The organism is Bradyrhizobium sp. HKCCYLS3070 (assembly GCF_051167575.1).
In the GTDB taxonomy this organism is placed as follows: Bacteria; Pseudomonadota; Alphaproteobacteria; order Rhizobiales; family Xanthobacteraceae; genus Bradyrhizobium.
In genome coordinates this window covers 207,153-221,262 of sequence record NZ_JBNPTI010000003.1, presented here as the reverse complement: position 1 = coordinate 221,262, position 14,110 = coordinate 207,153, and the positions used below count along the sequence as shown (strand labels likewise).

Below are 14,110 nucleotides of genomic sequence, written 5' to 3'. Positions count from 1 at the left end.
ATGGCGATTGAGCTGCGTCAACGGATTTCTGCGTGCGTATGGCACACGGAACGCCTGCTTCAGCGACGAAGGCGTTTTTGGAATGAATCAGCAGGAATCCGAGCTTGTCAGTGACATCCGGCCTGTTCGGGATATGCATGCTGACCCCGGCGCTGTCGTTCCCTCGTCGGCGCCTGTTCCCGTGTCCCATCAGCCGCGGCGCAGGTGGGCGTTGTGGCCGTTTCTGCTGCTCGTGCTCGCCGTCGGGGCGGCCGGTGGTGGCGGCTACGTCTGGTGGCAGCGCCTGCATCCGCCGCTGCCGGTGGGCATCAGCGTGAGCAACGGCCGCATCGAGGCTGACGAGATCGACATCGCGACCAAATATGCCGGGCGCGTCGCCGAGCTGCGCGCCGATATCGGCGATCGCGTCGAGGCCGGGCAGATCGTGGCGCGGATGGACACGAAGGAGCTGCAGCAATCGCTGTCGAAGGCGCAGGCCCAGGCCGAGCAGGCGCAGCACGTCGTCGACCAGGCCCGTGCCAATCTCGCGCAACTGCAGGCGCAGAAGACGCTCGCCGAGCAGGAGATGGAGCGCACCCGCAGCCTGCTGCAGAGCGGCTGGACCACGCGTGAGCTGGCCGATCAGCGCCAGCAGGCGCTCGACAATGCGACCGCCGGCCTTGCCGGCGCGCAGGCGCGGATTTTCGAAGCCGAACGCGGGCTCGAAGCGGTTCGTCACGACGTGGCGCTCTACACCGTTCAGATCGCCGACAATTCCTTGATCGCGCCGAAGCCCGGCCGCATTCAATATCGTCTCGCCAATGTCGGCGAAGTTCTCGCCGCCGGCGGCAAGGTCTTCACCATGCTGGACATCGGCTATGTCTACATGGACGTGTTCCTGCCGACCGAGGAGGTCGGCAAGGTCAAGATCGGCACCGAAGCGCGGATCGTGCTCGATGCCTATCCGGATCGTCCGATCCCGGCGAAAGTTGCGTTCGTGGCGAGCCAGGCGCAGTTCACGCCGAAGACGGTCGAGACCCGCAGCGAGCGTGACAAGCTGATGTTTCGCATCCGTGTACGCGTCGATCCGGACAGACTGGCTGCGCATGCCGATGCCGTGAGGAGCGGATTGCCGGGCGTGGCGTATGTCAGGTGGAATCCCGACGTCGCATGGCCGGCGCGTCTGCAAGTCTCGCCATGATGGCCGACATGATCGGCGATGCGTCTCCGGTCGCGATGGTCAGGAACGTCTCGCAGCGCTATCGCGGCGTGATCGCGCTCGACAACGTCTCGATCGACATTCCCGCCGGCCGCGTGGTCGGGCTCATCGGTCCCGATGGCGTCGGCAAGTCGTCGCTGCTGTCGATCCTGGCCGGCGCGCGCGCGATCCAGGACGGGCAGGCGCGCGTGCTCGGGGCCGACATGGCGGACCGGCGCGCCCGCACGCAGGTGTGTCCGCGGATCGCCTACATGCCGCAGGGTCTCGGCAAGAATCTCTATCCCGATCTCAGCGTGCGCGAGAACATCGCGTTCTTTGCCCGGCTGTTCGGCCAGTCGAGGTCCGAGCGCGACTGGCGCATCGCCGAGCTGATGGAGGCGACGGCGCTGTCCGATTTCGCCGACCGGCCGGCAAAAAAGCTGTCCGGCGGCATGAAGCAGAAGCTCGGCCTGTGCTGCTCGCTGATCCATGATCCCGATCTGCTCATCCTCGACGAGCCGACCACCGGCGTCGATCCGCTGTCGCGCCGGCAGTTCTGGGACCTGATCGACCGCCTGCGCGCGCGTAGCGCGACGGGCATGAGCGTCATCGTCGCCACCGCCTATATGGAGGAGGCGGAGCGTTTCGACTGGCTGATCGCGATGAACGACGGGCGCATCCTCGCGACCGGCACGCCGACGGAGCTCAAGGCGCAGACCCATGCGGCGTCGATCGAGGACGCGTTCGTCGCGCTGCTGCCCGACCGGCCGGCGCGCGACCGCGCCGAGATGCCGGCCAAGTCCGAGCTCGACGGCAGCCACGAGACCGTGATTGTCGCGCGCGACCTGACCTGCCGCTTCGGCGATTTCACCGCGGTCGACGGCGTGAACTTCCAGATCCGCAAGGGCGAGATCTTCGGCTTCGTCGGCTCCAACGGCTGCGGCAAGACCACGACGATGAAGATGCTGACGGGGCTGCTGCCTCCCAGCGCCGGCGAGGCGCTGATCTTCGGCCGCTCCATGGAGGCCGGCAATCATGAATCGCGCAGTCGCGTCGGCTACATGTCGCAGGCGTTCTCGCTGTATGGCGAGCTCACCGTGCGGCAGAACCTGGTGCTGCATGCGCGGCTGTTCCATCTGCCACTCGCCGCTGCCGGGAAGCGGATTGCCGAACTGATCGAGCGCTGCGACCTCACCGATCACATCGACGGCCTCGCGGCCGATCTTCCGCTCGGCATCCGCCAGCGCCTGTCGCTCGCGGTGGCGATCGTCCACCGGCCGGATCTGCTGATCCTCGACGAGCCGACGTCGGGCGTCGATCCGGTCGCGCGCAATCAGTTTTGGCGCCTCCTGATCGAACTTTCGCGTCAGGATGAGATGACGATCTTCGTTTCCACGCATTTCATGAACGAGGCGGCGCGCTGCGACCGGCTGTCGCTGATGCACGAGGGGCGGGTGCTGGCGACCGACACGCCGGACGGCCTGATCCGCGCCAAGGGCGCGCAGACGCTGGAGCAGGCCTTCATCGCCTTCCTCGAGCAGGATGCCGGCGTCGCCGATCCGCCGGTCACGCTGACTCAGGCGAGACCCGATCCACGCCCCGCCGATCGGCCGCGGGACGAGCAACGGCAGGCCGCCGTCAGCCTGCGGCGGCTGCTCGCTTACACGATCCGCGAAGGTCTCGAGCTGATCCGTGACCCGATCCGTCTGATGTTCGCGCTGTTCGGAACGGCGTTCCTGATGATCGTGATCGGCTTCGGCATCTCCACGGACGTCAACAACCTGACCTTCGCCGCGCTCGACCGCGATCAGTCGCCGGAGAGTCGCGCCTATCTGTCGGAGCTCAGAGGCTCGCGCTATTTCGTCGAAAGGCCACCGCTCGCCAACTATGCCGAGCTCGAACGGCGGATGAAGAGCGGCGACATCAAGGCCTCGATCGAGATCCCGCCGAACTTCGGTGTCGACATCAAGCGCGGCCGGCCGGCTTTCGTGTCGGCCTGGATCGACGGCGCGATGCCGTTCCGCGCCGAGACCATCCGGGGCTACCTCGAAGGCACGCATCAGCTCTATCTCTCCGATCCCGCCGTCAAGACGACGCAGCCATTGCCGGCCTCGCCGGTCAATGTCGAGATCAGGTTCAAGTACAACCAGTCCTTCGACAGCATCTACGCGATGGCCCCGAGCACGATCGCGCTGCTGCTCGCGCTGTTTCCGGCCATCCTGATGGCGCTCGCGGTGGTCCGGGAGAAGGAGCTCGGGTCGATCACCAATCTCTATGTCACGCCGGTGACGCGGCTCGAGTTCCTGCTTGGCAAGCAGCTGCCTTACATCGCCGTCGCGCTGGTGAATTTCGCGCTGATGTACGTGATGGCGATGATCCTGTTCCGAGTCCCGCTCAAGGGCGCCTTTCTGCCGCTGATGGTCGGCACCTTGGTCTACGTCGTCACCACGACCGGCTTCGGCATGCTGATCTCGACCTTCTGCCGCACCCAGATCGCGGCGCTGTTCGGGACCGCGATCCTGACCGTGCTGCCGGCCACGCAGTTCTCGGGCATGCTGGTCCCGGTGTCGTCTTTGTCCGGTGTGGCCAAGCTGATCGGCATGGTCTTCCCGATGACGTACTACCGCCCGATCGCGGTCGGCACCTTCACCAAGGGGCTGGGCTTTGCCGATGTCGGCGCCGACATCCTGATCCTTTTGATCTTCATTCCCGTCCTGACCGGATTCAGCCTGGCGATGCTGCCGAAGCAGGAGGCGTGAGCCATGATGCGCTCGCTCTCCAACGTATTCTGGCTCGGAACCAAGGAGCTGCGCAGCCTGTTCGGCGACGTCGTGCTGATCGGGCTCGTGATCTATTCGTTCACGGTGGCGGTGATCAGCCAGGCGCAGAGCAGTTCGCAGGAGCTGCATCGCGCCTCGATCGCCGTCGTCGACGAGGACAGCTCCGAGCTGTCGCGCCGGATCGCCAGCGTATTCCAGCTGCCTTACTTCCAGCCGCCTGTCTACATCAGCCAAGGCGAGGTGGAGCGGCTCATGAACAGCGGTCGCTTCACGTTCGTGCTCGACATCCCGCCGAATTTCCAGCGTGACGTCCTTGCCGGGCGGAAGCCGTCGGTGCAGGTCAACGTCGATGCGACCGCGATGATCCAGGCGGGAATCGGATCCGGCTATGCGCTGCAGATCATCAACACGGAGGTCGCCTGGTTCGTCGCCCGCTCCGAGACATCCTCGTCCGCCCCGGTCAATCTGGTCACGCGGATCGCGTTCAATCCCAACGTCACGACGGCCTGGTTCGAAGGCGTGATGGGCATCATCAACAGCGTCACCATGCTCGCGATCATCCTGGCCGGCGCGGCGCTGGTGCGTGAGCGCGAACATGGCACCATGGATCATCTGCTGGTCATGCCTCTGTCGCCCTTCGAGATCGCGATGTCGAAGATCTGGGCCAATGCGCTGGTGATCGCCGTCGCCGTCGCCATCGCGCTCTACGCCGTCGTGCGGTGGTATCTGCGCGTGCCCATCATGGGCTCGATCCCGCTGTTCATGGTGGGCACCGTGCTGTATCTGTTCTTCGCGACCGCCGTCGGGCTGTTTCTCGGCACCATCGCGCGGTCGATGCCCCAGCTCGGTCTGCTCTATATCCTCGTCGCCGTGCCGATGAACCTGTTGTCGGGCGGGATGACGCCGGTGGAAAGCCAGCCGGTGTGGCTCGCCACCATCATGAAGGCGTCGCCGTCGACGCATTTCGTGTCGTTCGCCCAGTCGATCCTCTATCGCGGCGCTGGCATCGATGTCGTCTGGCCGCAATTCGTAGCGGTGGCGGCGATCGGCGCCGTGGTCCTGGCGTTGACCTTGCGCCGCTTCCGGGCGGCGATCGCGGCGGCCTGAGCCTGCCCTCGACCCCGACAAAAAAGCCTCGGCACTGGGCCGAGGCTTTTCCTTGAATGGCGTCGCTATGGATGGCGGCGATCAGTAGCGCGCGGCCACCGGGCCGCCAAACTTGTAGTTCACGCCGACCCGGACCGTGTGGAATGAGAAGTCCTGGGACAGGCGCTCGACGTAGTTCGAGCCGGGCGGGGCGAAGGTGCTGCCCGGGACGTAGGCCGAGGTGTAGTTGATGCTGCCGAGGTCGGTGTAGAGATACTCTGCCTTGACGGTCCAGTTCGGTGCGAACGCATGCTCGACACCCGCGCCCACGGTCCAGCCGACCCGGGTCTCGTTGGCCGAGGCGGTCTTGGTGTAGCCGTTTGCCGAGGTCAGATCCCAGCTGCCCTTGACATTGCCGACCGCGAGACCGCCAGTGACGTAGAACAGCGTCGTATCGACCGCGTAACCGGCGCGGCCGCGCAGGGTCATGAACCAGTCGTTCCGGATGCTCTCGTTGAAGGTGCGGGTCGTGGGCGGGTTGGCCGCCGTGTAAACCGTCCGCTTGTTGAGGTCCGATCCGTTGATGTCGGCCTCGATGCCGAAGACGCCGGCGCCGCTCTGCCAGTTGTAGCCGGCCTGGAGACCGCCGAGCACGCCGGCCGGATTGAGCCGGTTGTTGCTGATGTTGACGAACTCATTCTGGAAGGCGGCGCCCTCGACCGCCCAGCTGCTGGTCTGGTCCAGCGTCGTGTTCAAGTTCGACCGGCCCCAGCCGTAGCCGACGCTGCCGCCGAAGTAGAAGCCGGTCCAATTGTAGATCGCGGCCGGAGGAGGCGCCTTGGTGTAGCGGGCCGGCAGATCCGCGGCGAATGCGCCGAGCGAGCTGGCGAGGAGCAAAGAGACGGCTGAGGCAAGGGTTTTCATCGGTCACAATCCTCAATCAAAATCAGCAACATTGAGACAAGCTTTTCTCACAATTCGGCCGATTAGGCTGTAGTCCAACTACAACACTCGTGAGCGTAAGTATCTGTGACGGCGTCACTTTCCGCGCGTGTGGTCTTAACCTTAAGTCATTGTAAATCCGACGAGGCGGTCAACTGATACCGAGCCGTTTCGACGAAGCGGACAATCGGCCGCACCGCGTTAGTCAAGGATTCGCCAACCATCCGGGCACGCGGTCTTGCCCGCTAACGATTTCGCAAATCGGGCGCGTGCACCTTCGGCGCGTCCTGGGGGACGGAGAGGGGAGAGCATCATGATGATGAATGGGGAAGCGGTTCTCGAGAACGTGCGGCGCTATCGGACCATCGCCTCCTTGTACCGCCAGACTGCGGCATTTCGCCCACATCAGCGTGACTCGCTGCTGGCGCAGGCGGCCGAATGGGAAAGCCGTGCGGTCGCCGAGCTCGAGGATTATTTCGTCGCTCGCCAGGCACCGTCGCAACCGCCGGCGAACATCAACTACAATATCGGCCATCACGGGGGCTCCTACCGGCCGTCGCACCGGCAGATGGCGGCCGCGTAGTTCTTCGGGCACAGCGCGTCATTCCTGCGGCGCGATCGGCGCCCGAGCGACAGCGAGGGAGTTGTCACAGCGCGTCTCCATTTCATCTGCAGGCCGGGGTCTGGCGCAGGACTTGCTGGGTCTGATGTCAGCTCCGCCATCGATGGACCTGAATGAGATCGCTCGGGCGCGACCGCGGCATGTGTGCCTGGGACGATTTCGCCCGGTCGTCGACCGATGCCCGGCTGTTGCTGGCGCAGGCGCGATCGGGGCAAATTCCGCCATTCCTGCTGCTATCGGTGCCCGGCATGAGCGCCGGCGAGCATCGCCTTTGCTCCGAGCTGTGGACCCGCGACCGGATCGTCGCCAGCAGCGCCGAGCGGGCGCGGCTGGATTTTCGCTTCGATCTGACATTCCGCGACAAGCTTCGTGTCGGATACCTTTCAAACGACTTCCACGACCACGCCACGGCGCATCTGCTGATCGAAGCGCTCGAGGCGCATGACCGCGATCGCTGCGAGCTGCATGCGTTCTCGTTCGGCGCCGACGATCGCGGCGCCATGCGGGGCCGGCTGCACGCCGTCTTCGACGGCTTCCATGATGTGACCGCGCTGAGCGACAGCGCCGCTGCGGCCGCGGTGCATGCCGCGCAGATCGATATTCTGGTCGACCTCAAGGGCTATACGCGCGGCGCCCGGACCGGCATCCTGATGCTGCATCCGGCGCCGGTCCAGGTGAATTTCCTCGGCTATCCCGGGACGCTGGGCGGCGACATCTGCGACTACATCATCACCGATCCGTTCATGACGCCGCTGGCCGTTGCGGGCGATTATTCGGAGAGTTTTGCCTACATGCCGCATTCGTACCAGCCGCACGGCCGGGCGGCGCTGGGCCCGGCGCCGACCCGTGCGGAGGTGGGCCTGCCGGACGCCGGCATCGTGTTCTGCTGCTTCAACCAGGCCTACAAGTTCACGCCCGCGGTGTTCGACCTGTGGTGCCGCCTGCTCGACGCGACGCCGGACAGCGTGCTGTGGCTGCTGGCGTCCGATCGGGCCGAGGGCAATCTGCGCGGCGAGGCGCTTCGGCGCGGCGTGGCGCCCGGTCGCCTGGTGTTCGCGCCGGAAACGACGCAAGGCGAGCATCTGCGCCGGCTCCAGCTCGCCGATCTCGTGCTCGACACCGCGCCCTATGGCGCCCACACCACGGCGAGCGACGCGCTGTGGGCCGGCGTGCCGATCGTGAGCTGCGCCGGGGATACGTTTGCCTCGCGGGTGGCTGGCAGCCTGTTACATGCGGTCGGATGTCCCGAGCTCATTGCGTCGGACGAGGCCGACTATCTGGCGGTGGCGCTGACGCTCGCCGCCGAGCCGGATCTGCTGCAGGCGGCCAAGGCCAGGCTCTGGCGCAACCGGCCGGCCGCGCCGCTGTTCGACGCTGCCGCCTATGCCCGGTCGCTGCAGGATCTCTACGACCAGATGTGGCACCGCCGCAGCAGCGGCGGCGCGCCAGGGCCGATCTGGGCGTCGAAGTCTTGAGCAGGGACGAGGCGGGCCTGCTGCGCCTTACTGCGTCGCCATGCGTCCGGCAGCGAGGATCCCGATCAGGGCCGTCAGCGCGCCGACGCTGGTCGCGTTGATTGCGACGAGCGACCCGTAATTGGAGTTGGCGACCTTCATCAGCGGCGCGCCAAGGCGGGCATCGATCAGCAGATAGGACACGAATGGCAGTCCCAGCAAAGGCAACGACATCAGGCGCTCCGCTGGCCGGAACAGCAGCGCGCCGAGCAGGGCGCAAGGCAGCAGGAACAGCTCGACGCCGCTCTGCGCGCCGAACAGCTTGACGGAGAACACCGTGTTGGCCGTGCCGGTCAGGACCATCAAGGCGCGGCCGGCGAACGGATTGCGCCGCGCGAGCATCGGCACGCTGGCGAACAATGGCGTCGTGAGCAGCGTCAGCCAGGCCGGCCACGCCGCCGCGCCCACGATAGCATGGAGATAGAGCGGATAGAACGGCTGGTTGGAGACGATGATCAGCGCGACCTTGGCGGCGATGTCGGACTGCGGGTCATCGGCCGACGCATAGGCCTGCACGGCGGCCAGCCCGCGTGAAAACATCTCAGCCATTCAAGTCCCTCAGCTCCGCAAGAAGGTGCGCATCACCGGCCCGGAAACGCGCGCGCCCGCAGGCCGGATCATGCGTCGCGCATCGCACGGTCAAGAGTTCAGTGCGGTCCGCAGCATGCGTGCGAGATCGGCGCTCTGATACGGCTTGGTGAGCAGCAGCACACCGGCATCGAGGCGGCCGTGGTGAACGATCGCGTTCTCCGTATAGCCCGACGTGTACAGCACCTTGAGGCTGGGACGCCGCTTCAGCGCCTCGATCGCGAGCTGGCGGCCGTTCATTCCGCCGGGCATGATGATGTCGGTGAACAAAAGATCGATCCGCGTCGCGCTGTCGATCAGCGCCAGCGCCTCGTCGGCCTTGCTGGCCGCGAGCGTCGTGTAACCGAGCCGCTTGATCTGGGCGATGACATATTCGCGCACCAGCGAATCGTCCTCGACGATCAGGATCGTCTCGTCGCCGCGCTCCATGCCCTCGGCGCCGATGGTCGACAGTGCCGCATCGGCATCGGCATTGGCCTGCGGCAGGTACAGCTTGACCGAGGTTCCGTGCCCCGGCTCGCTGTAGATCTTGATGTGACCGTTGGACTGCTTGACGAAGCCGTAGACCATGCTGAGGCCGAGGCCGACGCCCTTGCCGACGTCCTTGGTGGTGAAGAACGGCTCGAACACCTTGTCGAGCAGGTTGGCGGGAATGCCCTCGCCGGTGTCGCTGACCGCGATCATCACGTAGTTGCCGGGGATCACCTCCGGGTTCATGCGCGCATAGGCGGCGTCGAGCAGGACGTTCTTGGTTTCCAGGGTCAGCTTGCCGCCGTCCGGCATGGCATCGCGCGCGTTGAGCGCGAGGTTCAGGATCGCGGTCGACAGCTGGCTGGGGTCGATCATCGCCGGCGCCGAATCGTGCGCCAGCATGGATTCGATCTCGATCTGCTCGCCGAGCGTCCGGCGCAGCAGGCGCGCGGTGTCGACCACCATGCCGTTGATGTCGACGCTGCGCGGCTGCAGCGGCTGGCGGCGGGCGAACGCCAACAGGTGCTTCGTCAGGTCGGCGCCGCGCGCCGCCGCCGAGTTGATCAGGCTGGTGATCTGCACCAGCTGCGGCCGGTCCTTGACCGCCTCGGCCAGGATCTCGATGGTGCCGGTGATCACGGTGAGGATGTTGTTGAAGTCGTGGGCGACGCCGCCGGTGAGCTGGCCGATCGCCTCCATCTTCTGCGCCTGCCGCACCTGCGCCTCCGTGGCCTCGATCTCCTGGAACCGCCGGACCATGGCTTCCGCACTGCGCCGCTGCCGCGTCTCCTCCTCGAGTTGCGCATAGGCGTTCCGCAGCTCGGCGCGGGACGGCATCGTCAGCACCCGCGGCAGCAGCAGCAACAGCGCGGCGGCGATGCCGACCGACAGGAAGGCCAGGAAGCCCTTGGTGGCCGCCTCCAGGCTGTAGGCCGGAACCCAGATCGTGAGCACCTCGATCAGCCGTGTCAGCCCGCAGACGGACACCCACAGCGCGAAGGCCCAGAAGATGTAGCTGAACTGAAAGTCGCGGCGGCGATAGACGATGAAGGCGAGCACGAACGCGATGGTGAAGAAGGCGAAGGAGATGAGGATGTCGGACACCGTGTTCACCCAGATCAGCTCAGGTGTCCACAGCAGGCACTCGCCATGCGGCGTGAGCATCGACATGTCCGATATCCCCAAAAGTGTGGCCGACGGACCGTGTCGCCCCCGCGGCGCGGTCGGTTCCCTTAGCAGATCATCGAATTTCCGTTGAGCACACAAGGGTCCTGACTGTCGCGACGCGCACATTTGGTAGAGGGGCACCGCAGGGATAGTAGGCCCTCGCGCGTCGACGCGGATTGCGCACGGCCGAGCCGTGCCTGGAGCTCCGCTCGACACCTGAGGCTTGACGATGTGTACCGATCGGTATAATCTGTACTATACAGTACACAAGGAGATGTCCCGTGAGCTCTCTCGCCCCGCCGTTCACGCTGCAGACAGCCACCCAGAAGGTGCGCATGGCCGAGGATGGCTGGAACAGCCGCGACCCCGAGCGCGTGTCGCTGGTCTACACCCCCGACAGCCGGTGGCGGAATCGGGCCGAGTTCATCACCGGCCGCGCCGAGATCGTCGCCTTCCTCTCCCGCAAATGGGCCAAGGAGCTCGACTACCGCCTGATCAAGGAGATCTGGGCCCACAGCGATGACCGGATCGCGGTGCGCTTCGCCTATGAGTGGCACGACGACAGCGGCAACTGGTTTCGCTCCTACGGCAACGAGAACTGGGAGTTCGACGCGCAGGGGCTGATGCAGCGCCGTTACGCCTGCATCAATGACCTGCCGATCAAGGCGGTCGATCGCAAATTCCACTGGCCTCTCGGGCGCCGGCCGGACGATCATCCCGGACTGACCGACTTGGGACTTTGACGCAGGGAGAGCCATGCGGACGCTCAACGAGCGCGCCGACGTCATCCCGCTGATTGCCGAGGTGTTCCGCGAGTTCGGCTTCGAGGGCACCTCGCTCAGCCGGATCACCGAGATGACGGGATTGGGCAAAGGCAGCCTCTATCACTTCTTTCCAGGCGGGAAGGACGAGATGGGGCGGGCGGTGCTGGCGCATGTCGACGCCTGGTTCGAGCGCGAGATCTATGCGCCGCTGCGCGATGATCCGCCGGAGCAGTCGATCGCGCGGATGTGGAGTGGCGTCGACGACTACTTCCGTTCCGGCCGACGCGTCTGCCTCGTCGGGGCGTTCGCGCTCGACGAGACGCGGGATCGCTTCGCCGCCGCCATCGCCAGCTACTTCACACGCTGGATCGAGGCCTTGCGCGATGCGCTGATCCGCGACGGCTGGCCGGCGGCACAGGCCGCCGACGGCGCCGAGGAGGTGGTGCTCGGCATCCAGGGTGCACTGGTGCTGGCGCGCGCAACCGGTGAGGCGGCCGTTTTCGGCCGCGCGCTGACGCGGTTCCAAGCGCGCCTGCAACGATCATCCGGCGTCTGACTCCCGAAGCGCCGGCGACCGCTGCCTCAGCAAGCGGCAAATGGCGGGCTGAAATATCAGCGCGCGGCCCTCGTGAAATCGTGGTTGTCTCGAGCAACGTCTCGAGCAGCGGCGACATCCAGGGAGGTCCGGCATGAACGGGTTAGGCGGTCTCAATAAATCCGACAACGGCGTGGTCATCGGCCTGGTGCAGCTGCAGCTGCCGGTCGTTGTGAGCAAGGACGACCTCGCGCGGCAGACCGAGAAGATCGTCTGGATGGTCGGCAAGGCCCGGCGGAATCTCGGCACCATGGATCTCGTGGTGTTCCCGGAATACTCGCTACACGGGCTGTCGATGGACACCAATCCCGAGATCATGTGCCGGCTCGACGGGCCGGAGGTCGCCGCGTTCAGGCAGGCCTGCATCGACAACAAGATCTGGGGCTGCTTCTCGATCATGGAGCACAACCCCGACGGCAACCCCTACAATTCGGGTCTGATCATCGACGACCACGGCGACATCAAGCTGTATTACCGCAAGCTGCATCCGTGGATTCCGGTCGAGCCGTGGGAGCCCGGCGATCTCGGCATACCCGTGATCGAGGGACCGCGCGGCGCCAAGATCGCGCTCATCATCTGCCATGACGGCATGTTCCCGGAGATGGCGCGGGAATGCGCCTACAAGGGCGCCGAAATCATGATTCGCACCGCCGGCTACACCGCGCCGATCCGCGACAGCTGGCGCTTCACCAACCAAGCCAATGCGTTCCAGAACCTGATGGTGACGGCCAATGTCTGCATGTGCGGCTCCGACGGCTCGTTCGATTCGATGGGCGAGGGCATGATCGTCAATTTCGACGGCAGCATCATCGCGCACGGCACGACGGGGCGCGCCGACGAGATCATCACCGCCGAGGTGCGCCCCGATCTCGTGCGCGAGGCCCGCATCAACTGGGGCGTCGAGAACAACATCTATCAGCTCTGGCATCGCGGCTATGTCGCAGTGAAGGGCGGCGCGATGGATTGTCCCTACACCTTCATGCACGACATGGTCGCCGGCACCTACCGGCTGCCGTGGGAGGACCAGGTCAAGGTCACCGACGGCACCTCCTGCGGCTTCCCGGCCCCGACACGCGCCTTCGGCAAGCTCGGCAGGGCGGCGGAGTGAGCGAATGCGGCGGCGCGCCCGGCCGCCGCAAGCTTGACAGATCGATCCTCCGCCAAGTATTTTATACTTAAAATAATTGGCGGACAGGTCTTGTCATGAGTGTTTCGGCGAAGGTGATCCCCCGCGACTGGCTCGACTGGCCGTTCTTCGAGTCGCGTCACCGCGCTCTGTGCGACCAGCTCGACCGCTTCGTCGGCTCGGGCGTTCTCGACGACGTCGATCACGGCGATGTCGACACCGCCTGCCGCAAGATCGTTCGCGCGCTTGGTGCCGCAGGCTTGCTCGACAGCGCCGTCGTGGCGCCCGACGCGGATGCCGGCGCGATCGACTCACGCGCGATCTGCCTGTCGCGCGAGACGCTCGCTTATGCCGACGGTTTGGCCGATTTCGCCTTCGCCATGCAGGGACTTGGCTCCGGCGCCATCGCACTCGGCGGCTCGCCGGAGCTGCGCGCCAGTGTGCTGCCCAAGGTGCGCGCCGGCGAATGGCTCGCGGCCTTCGCGCTGTCAGAGAAGGAGGCGGGCTCCGACGTCGCCGCGATGACCTGCACGGCGCGGCTGGACGGCGATACTTACGTGCTCGATGGCGAGAAGACCTGGATTTCCAATGGCGGCATCGCCGACGTCTACACGCTGTTCGCCCGCACCGGCGAGGCGCCCGGCGCGCGCGGCATCTCCGCCTTCGTCGTGTTTCCCGATGATCCCGGGTTCTCGGTCGCCGAGCGCATCGAGGTGATCGCACCGCATCCCCTGGCGACACTCCGTCTGCAGAATTGTCGCATCCCGGCCAGCCGCCGGCTCGGCGCGCCGGGCGGCGGCTTCAAGCTGGCGATGCAGACGCTCGACATCTTCCGCGCCTCAGTGGCGGCCGCCGCCCTCGGCTTCGGCCGTCGCGCGCTCGACGAGGCGCAGGCGCATGCGCAGAGCCGCAAGATGTTCGGCGCCACGTTGTCGGACTTGCAGATGACGCAGGCGGCGTTCGGCGAGATGGCGACCGAGACCGATGCCGCCGCGCTCCTGACCTACCGCGCGGCCTGGCGCCGCGACGTGCAGAAGCTGCCGACCACGCGCGAGGCCGCGATGGCCAAGCTCACGGCCACCGAGACCGCCCAGCGCGTCATCGACCGTGCCCTGCAGATGTTCGGCGGCCGCGGCGTCCGCAAGGGCGAGATCGTGGAGAGCCTCTACCGCGAGATCCGCGCGCTGCGCATCTATGAAGGCGCGACCGAAGTGCAGAAGCTGATCGTCGCGCGCGAGTTCCTGAAGGCGCGGGCCGGCGTGGTGCGTGGCTGAGGCG

The 14,110-nt window shown here is 66.0% G+C and carries 12 protein-coding genes; 9 read left to right on the top strand and 3 right to left on the bottom strand.

Annotation, left to right across the window (positions count from 1 at the left end):
• Positions 1-133 precede the first annotated feature (133 nt).
• Genes ACQR03_RS13490 through ACQR03_RS13480 form a run of 3 tightly spaced genes read left to right on the top strand, consistent with a single transcriptional unit; the run spans position 134 to position 5,064 of the window.
• The gene (locus ACQR03_RS13490; protein WP_410052193.1) at positions 134-1,180 is read left to right on the top strand and encodes an HlyD family secretion protein; all 1,047 of its coding nucleotides are present in this window, start codon (positions 134-136) and stop codon (positions 1,178-1,180) included.
• Between the two features lie 8 nt (positions 1,181-1,188).
• Positions 1,189-3,936, top strand: a complete 2,748-nt coding sequence (gene rbbA, locus ACQR03_RS13485; RefSeq protein WP_434841502.1) for a ribosome-associated ATPase/putative transporter RbbA — start codon at positions 1,189-1,191, stop codon at positions 3,934-3,936.
• A gap of 3 nt (positions 3,937-3,939) precedes the next feature.
• Positions 3,940-5,064 (top strand): ABC transporter permease, encoded by a 1,125-nt coding sequence (locus ACQR03_RS13480; RefSeq protein ID WP_315751829.1) that lies wholly within the window; start codon positions 3,940-3,942, stop codon positions 5,062-5,064.
• A gap of 81 nt (positions 5,065-5,145) precedes the next feature.
• Here ACQR03_RS13480 and ACQR03_RS13475 read toward each other — a convergent pair whose 3' ends face one another.
• Entirely contained in the window at positions 5,146-5,967 is an 822-nt protein-coding gene (locus ACQR03_RS13475) for an outer membrane protein (protein WP_434841466.1), read from the bottom strand.
• Between the two features lie 331 nt (positions 5,968-6,298).
• Between ACQR03_RS13475 and ACQR03_RS13470 the strand changes: the two genes are divergently transcribed.
• Both ACQR03_RS13470 and ACQR03_RS13465 read left to right on the top strand, forming a co-directional pair.
• Positions 6,299-6,568, top strand: coding sequence for a hypothetical protein (locus tag ACQR03_RS13470; protein ID WP_315715049.1), 270 nt, complete (start codon positions 6,299-6,301; stop codon positions 6,566-6,568).
• 152 nt (positions 6,569-6,720) lie between these two features.
• Positions 6,721-8,082, top strand: a complete 1,362-nt coding sequence (locus ACQR03_RS13465; RefSeq protein WP_316202449.1) for a UDP-N-acetylglucosamine-peptide N-acetylglucosaminyltransferase — start codon at positions 6,721-6,723, stop codon at positions 8,080-8,082.
• Positions 8,083-8,109: 27 nt separating this feature from the next.
• Here the strand turns inward: ACQR03_RS13465 and ACQR03_RS13460 are convergent, their stop codons facing one another.
• Positions 8,110-8,670: a hypothetical protein gene (locus tag ACQR03_RS13460; protein WP_316202448.1), complete on the bottom strand. Its 561-nt coding sequence runs from the start codon at positions 8,668-8,670 to the stop codon at positions 8,110-8,112.
• 90 nt (positions 8,671-8,760) lie between these two features.
• Positions 8,761-10,350 (bottom strand): ATP-binding protein, encoded by a 1,590-nt coding sequence (locus ACQR03_RS13455; RefSeq protein ID WP_315751832.1) that lies wholly within the window; start codon positions 10,348-10,350, stop codon positions 8,761-8,763.
• A gap of 278 nt (positions 10,351-10,628) precedes the next feature.
• Between ACQR03_RS13455 and ACQR03_RS13450 the strand changes: the two genes are divergently transcribed.
• From ACQR03_RS13450 to ACQR03_RS13435, 4 genes are all read left to right on the top strand, one after another.
• The gene (locus ACQR03_RS13450) at positions 10,629-11,090 is read left to right on the top strand and encodes a nuclear transport factor 2 family protein (RefSeq protein ID WP_315715053.1); all 462 of its coding nucleotides are present in this window, start codon (positions 10,629-10,631) and stop codon (positions 11,088-11,090) included.
• A 13-nt stretch (positions 11,091-11,103) separates the two neighbouring features.
• The gene (locus ACQR03_RS13445; RefSeq protein WP_315751833.1) at positions 11,104-11,667 is read left to right on the top strand and encodes a TetR/AcrR family transcriptional regulator; all 564 of its coding nucleotides are present in this window, start codon (positions 11,104-11,106) and stop codon (positions 11,665-11,667) included.
• Positions 11,668-11,800: 133 nt separating this feature from the next.
• Positions 11,801-12,814, top strand: coding sequence for a formamidase (locus tag ACQR03_RS13440; RefSeq protein ID WP_315751834.1), 1,014 nt, complete (start codon positions 11,801-11,803; stop codon positions 12,812-12,814).
• A 95-nt stretch (positions 12,815-12,909) separates the two neighbouring features.
• Positions 12,910-14,106, top strand: coding sequence for an acyl-CoA dehydrogenase family protein (locus ACQR03_RS13435; RefSeq protein WP_315751835.1), 1,197 nt, complete (start codon positions 12,910-12,912; stop codon positions 14,104-14,106).
• The last annotated feature ends 4 nt before the right edge of the window (positions 14,107-14,110 follow it).

Bases quoted from the DNA above. Each gene is read 5' to 3' on its own strand.
- ACQR03_RS13490 (WP_410052193.1), top strand. From the start codon at position 134: ATGCATGCTGACCCCGGCGCTGTCGTTCCCTCGTCGGCGCCTGTTCCC.
- ACQR03_RS13435 (WP_315751835.1), top strand. From the start codon at position 12,910: ATGAGTGTTTCGGCGAAGGTGATCCCCCGCGACTGGCTCGACTGGCCG.
- ACQR03_RS13480 (WP_315751829.1), top strand. From the start codon at position 3,940: ATGATGCGCTCGCTCTCCAACGTATTCTGGCTCGGAACCAAGGAGCTG.
- ACQR03_RS13470 (WP_315715049.1), top strand. From the start codon at position 6,299: ATGATGATGAATGGGGAAGCGGTTCTCGAGAACGTGCGGCGCTATCGG.
- rbbA (WP_434841502.1), top strand. From the start codon at position 1,189: ATGATCGGCGATGCGTCTCCGGTCGCGATGGTCAGGAACGTCTCGCAG.
- ACQR03_RS13440 (WP_315751834.1), top strand. From the start codon at position 11,801: ATGAACGGGTTAGGCGGTCTCAATAAATCCGACAACGGCGTGGTCATC.
- ACQR03_RS13455 (WP_315751832.1), bottom strand. From the start codon at position 10,350: ATGTCGATGCTCACGCCGCATGGCGAGTGCCTGCTGTGGACACCTGAG.
- ACQR03_RS13460 (WP_316202448.1), bottom strand. From the start codon at position 8,670: ATGGCTGAGATGTTTTCACGCGGGCTGGCCGCCGTGCAGGCCTATGCG.
- ACQR03_RS13465 (WP_316202449.1), top strand. From the start codon at position 6,721: ATGAGATCGCTCGGGCGCGACCGCGGCATGTGTGCCTGGGACGATTTC.
- ACQR03_RS13445 (WP_315751833.1), top strand. From the start codon at position 11,104: ATGCGGACGCTCAACGAGCGCGCCGACGTCATCCCGCTGATTGCCGAG.
- ACQR03_RS13475 (WP_434841466.1), bottom strand. From the start codon at position 5,967: ATGAAAACCCTTGCCTCAGCCGTCTCTTTGCTCCTCGCCAGCTCGCTC.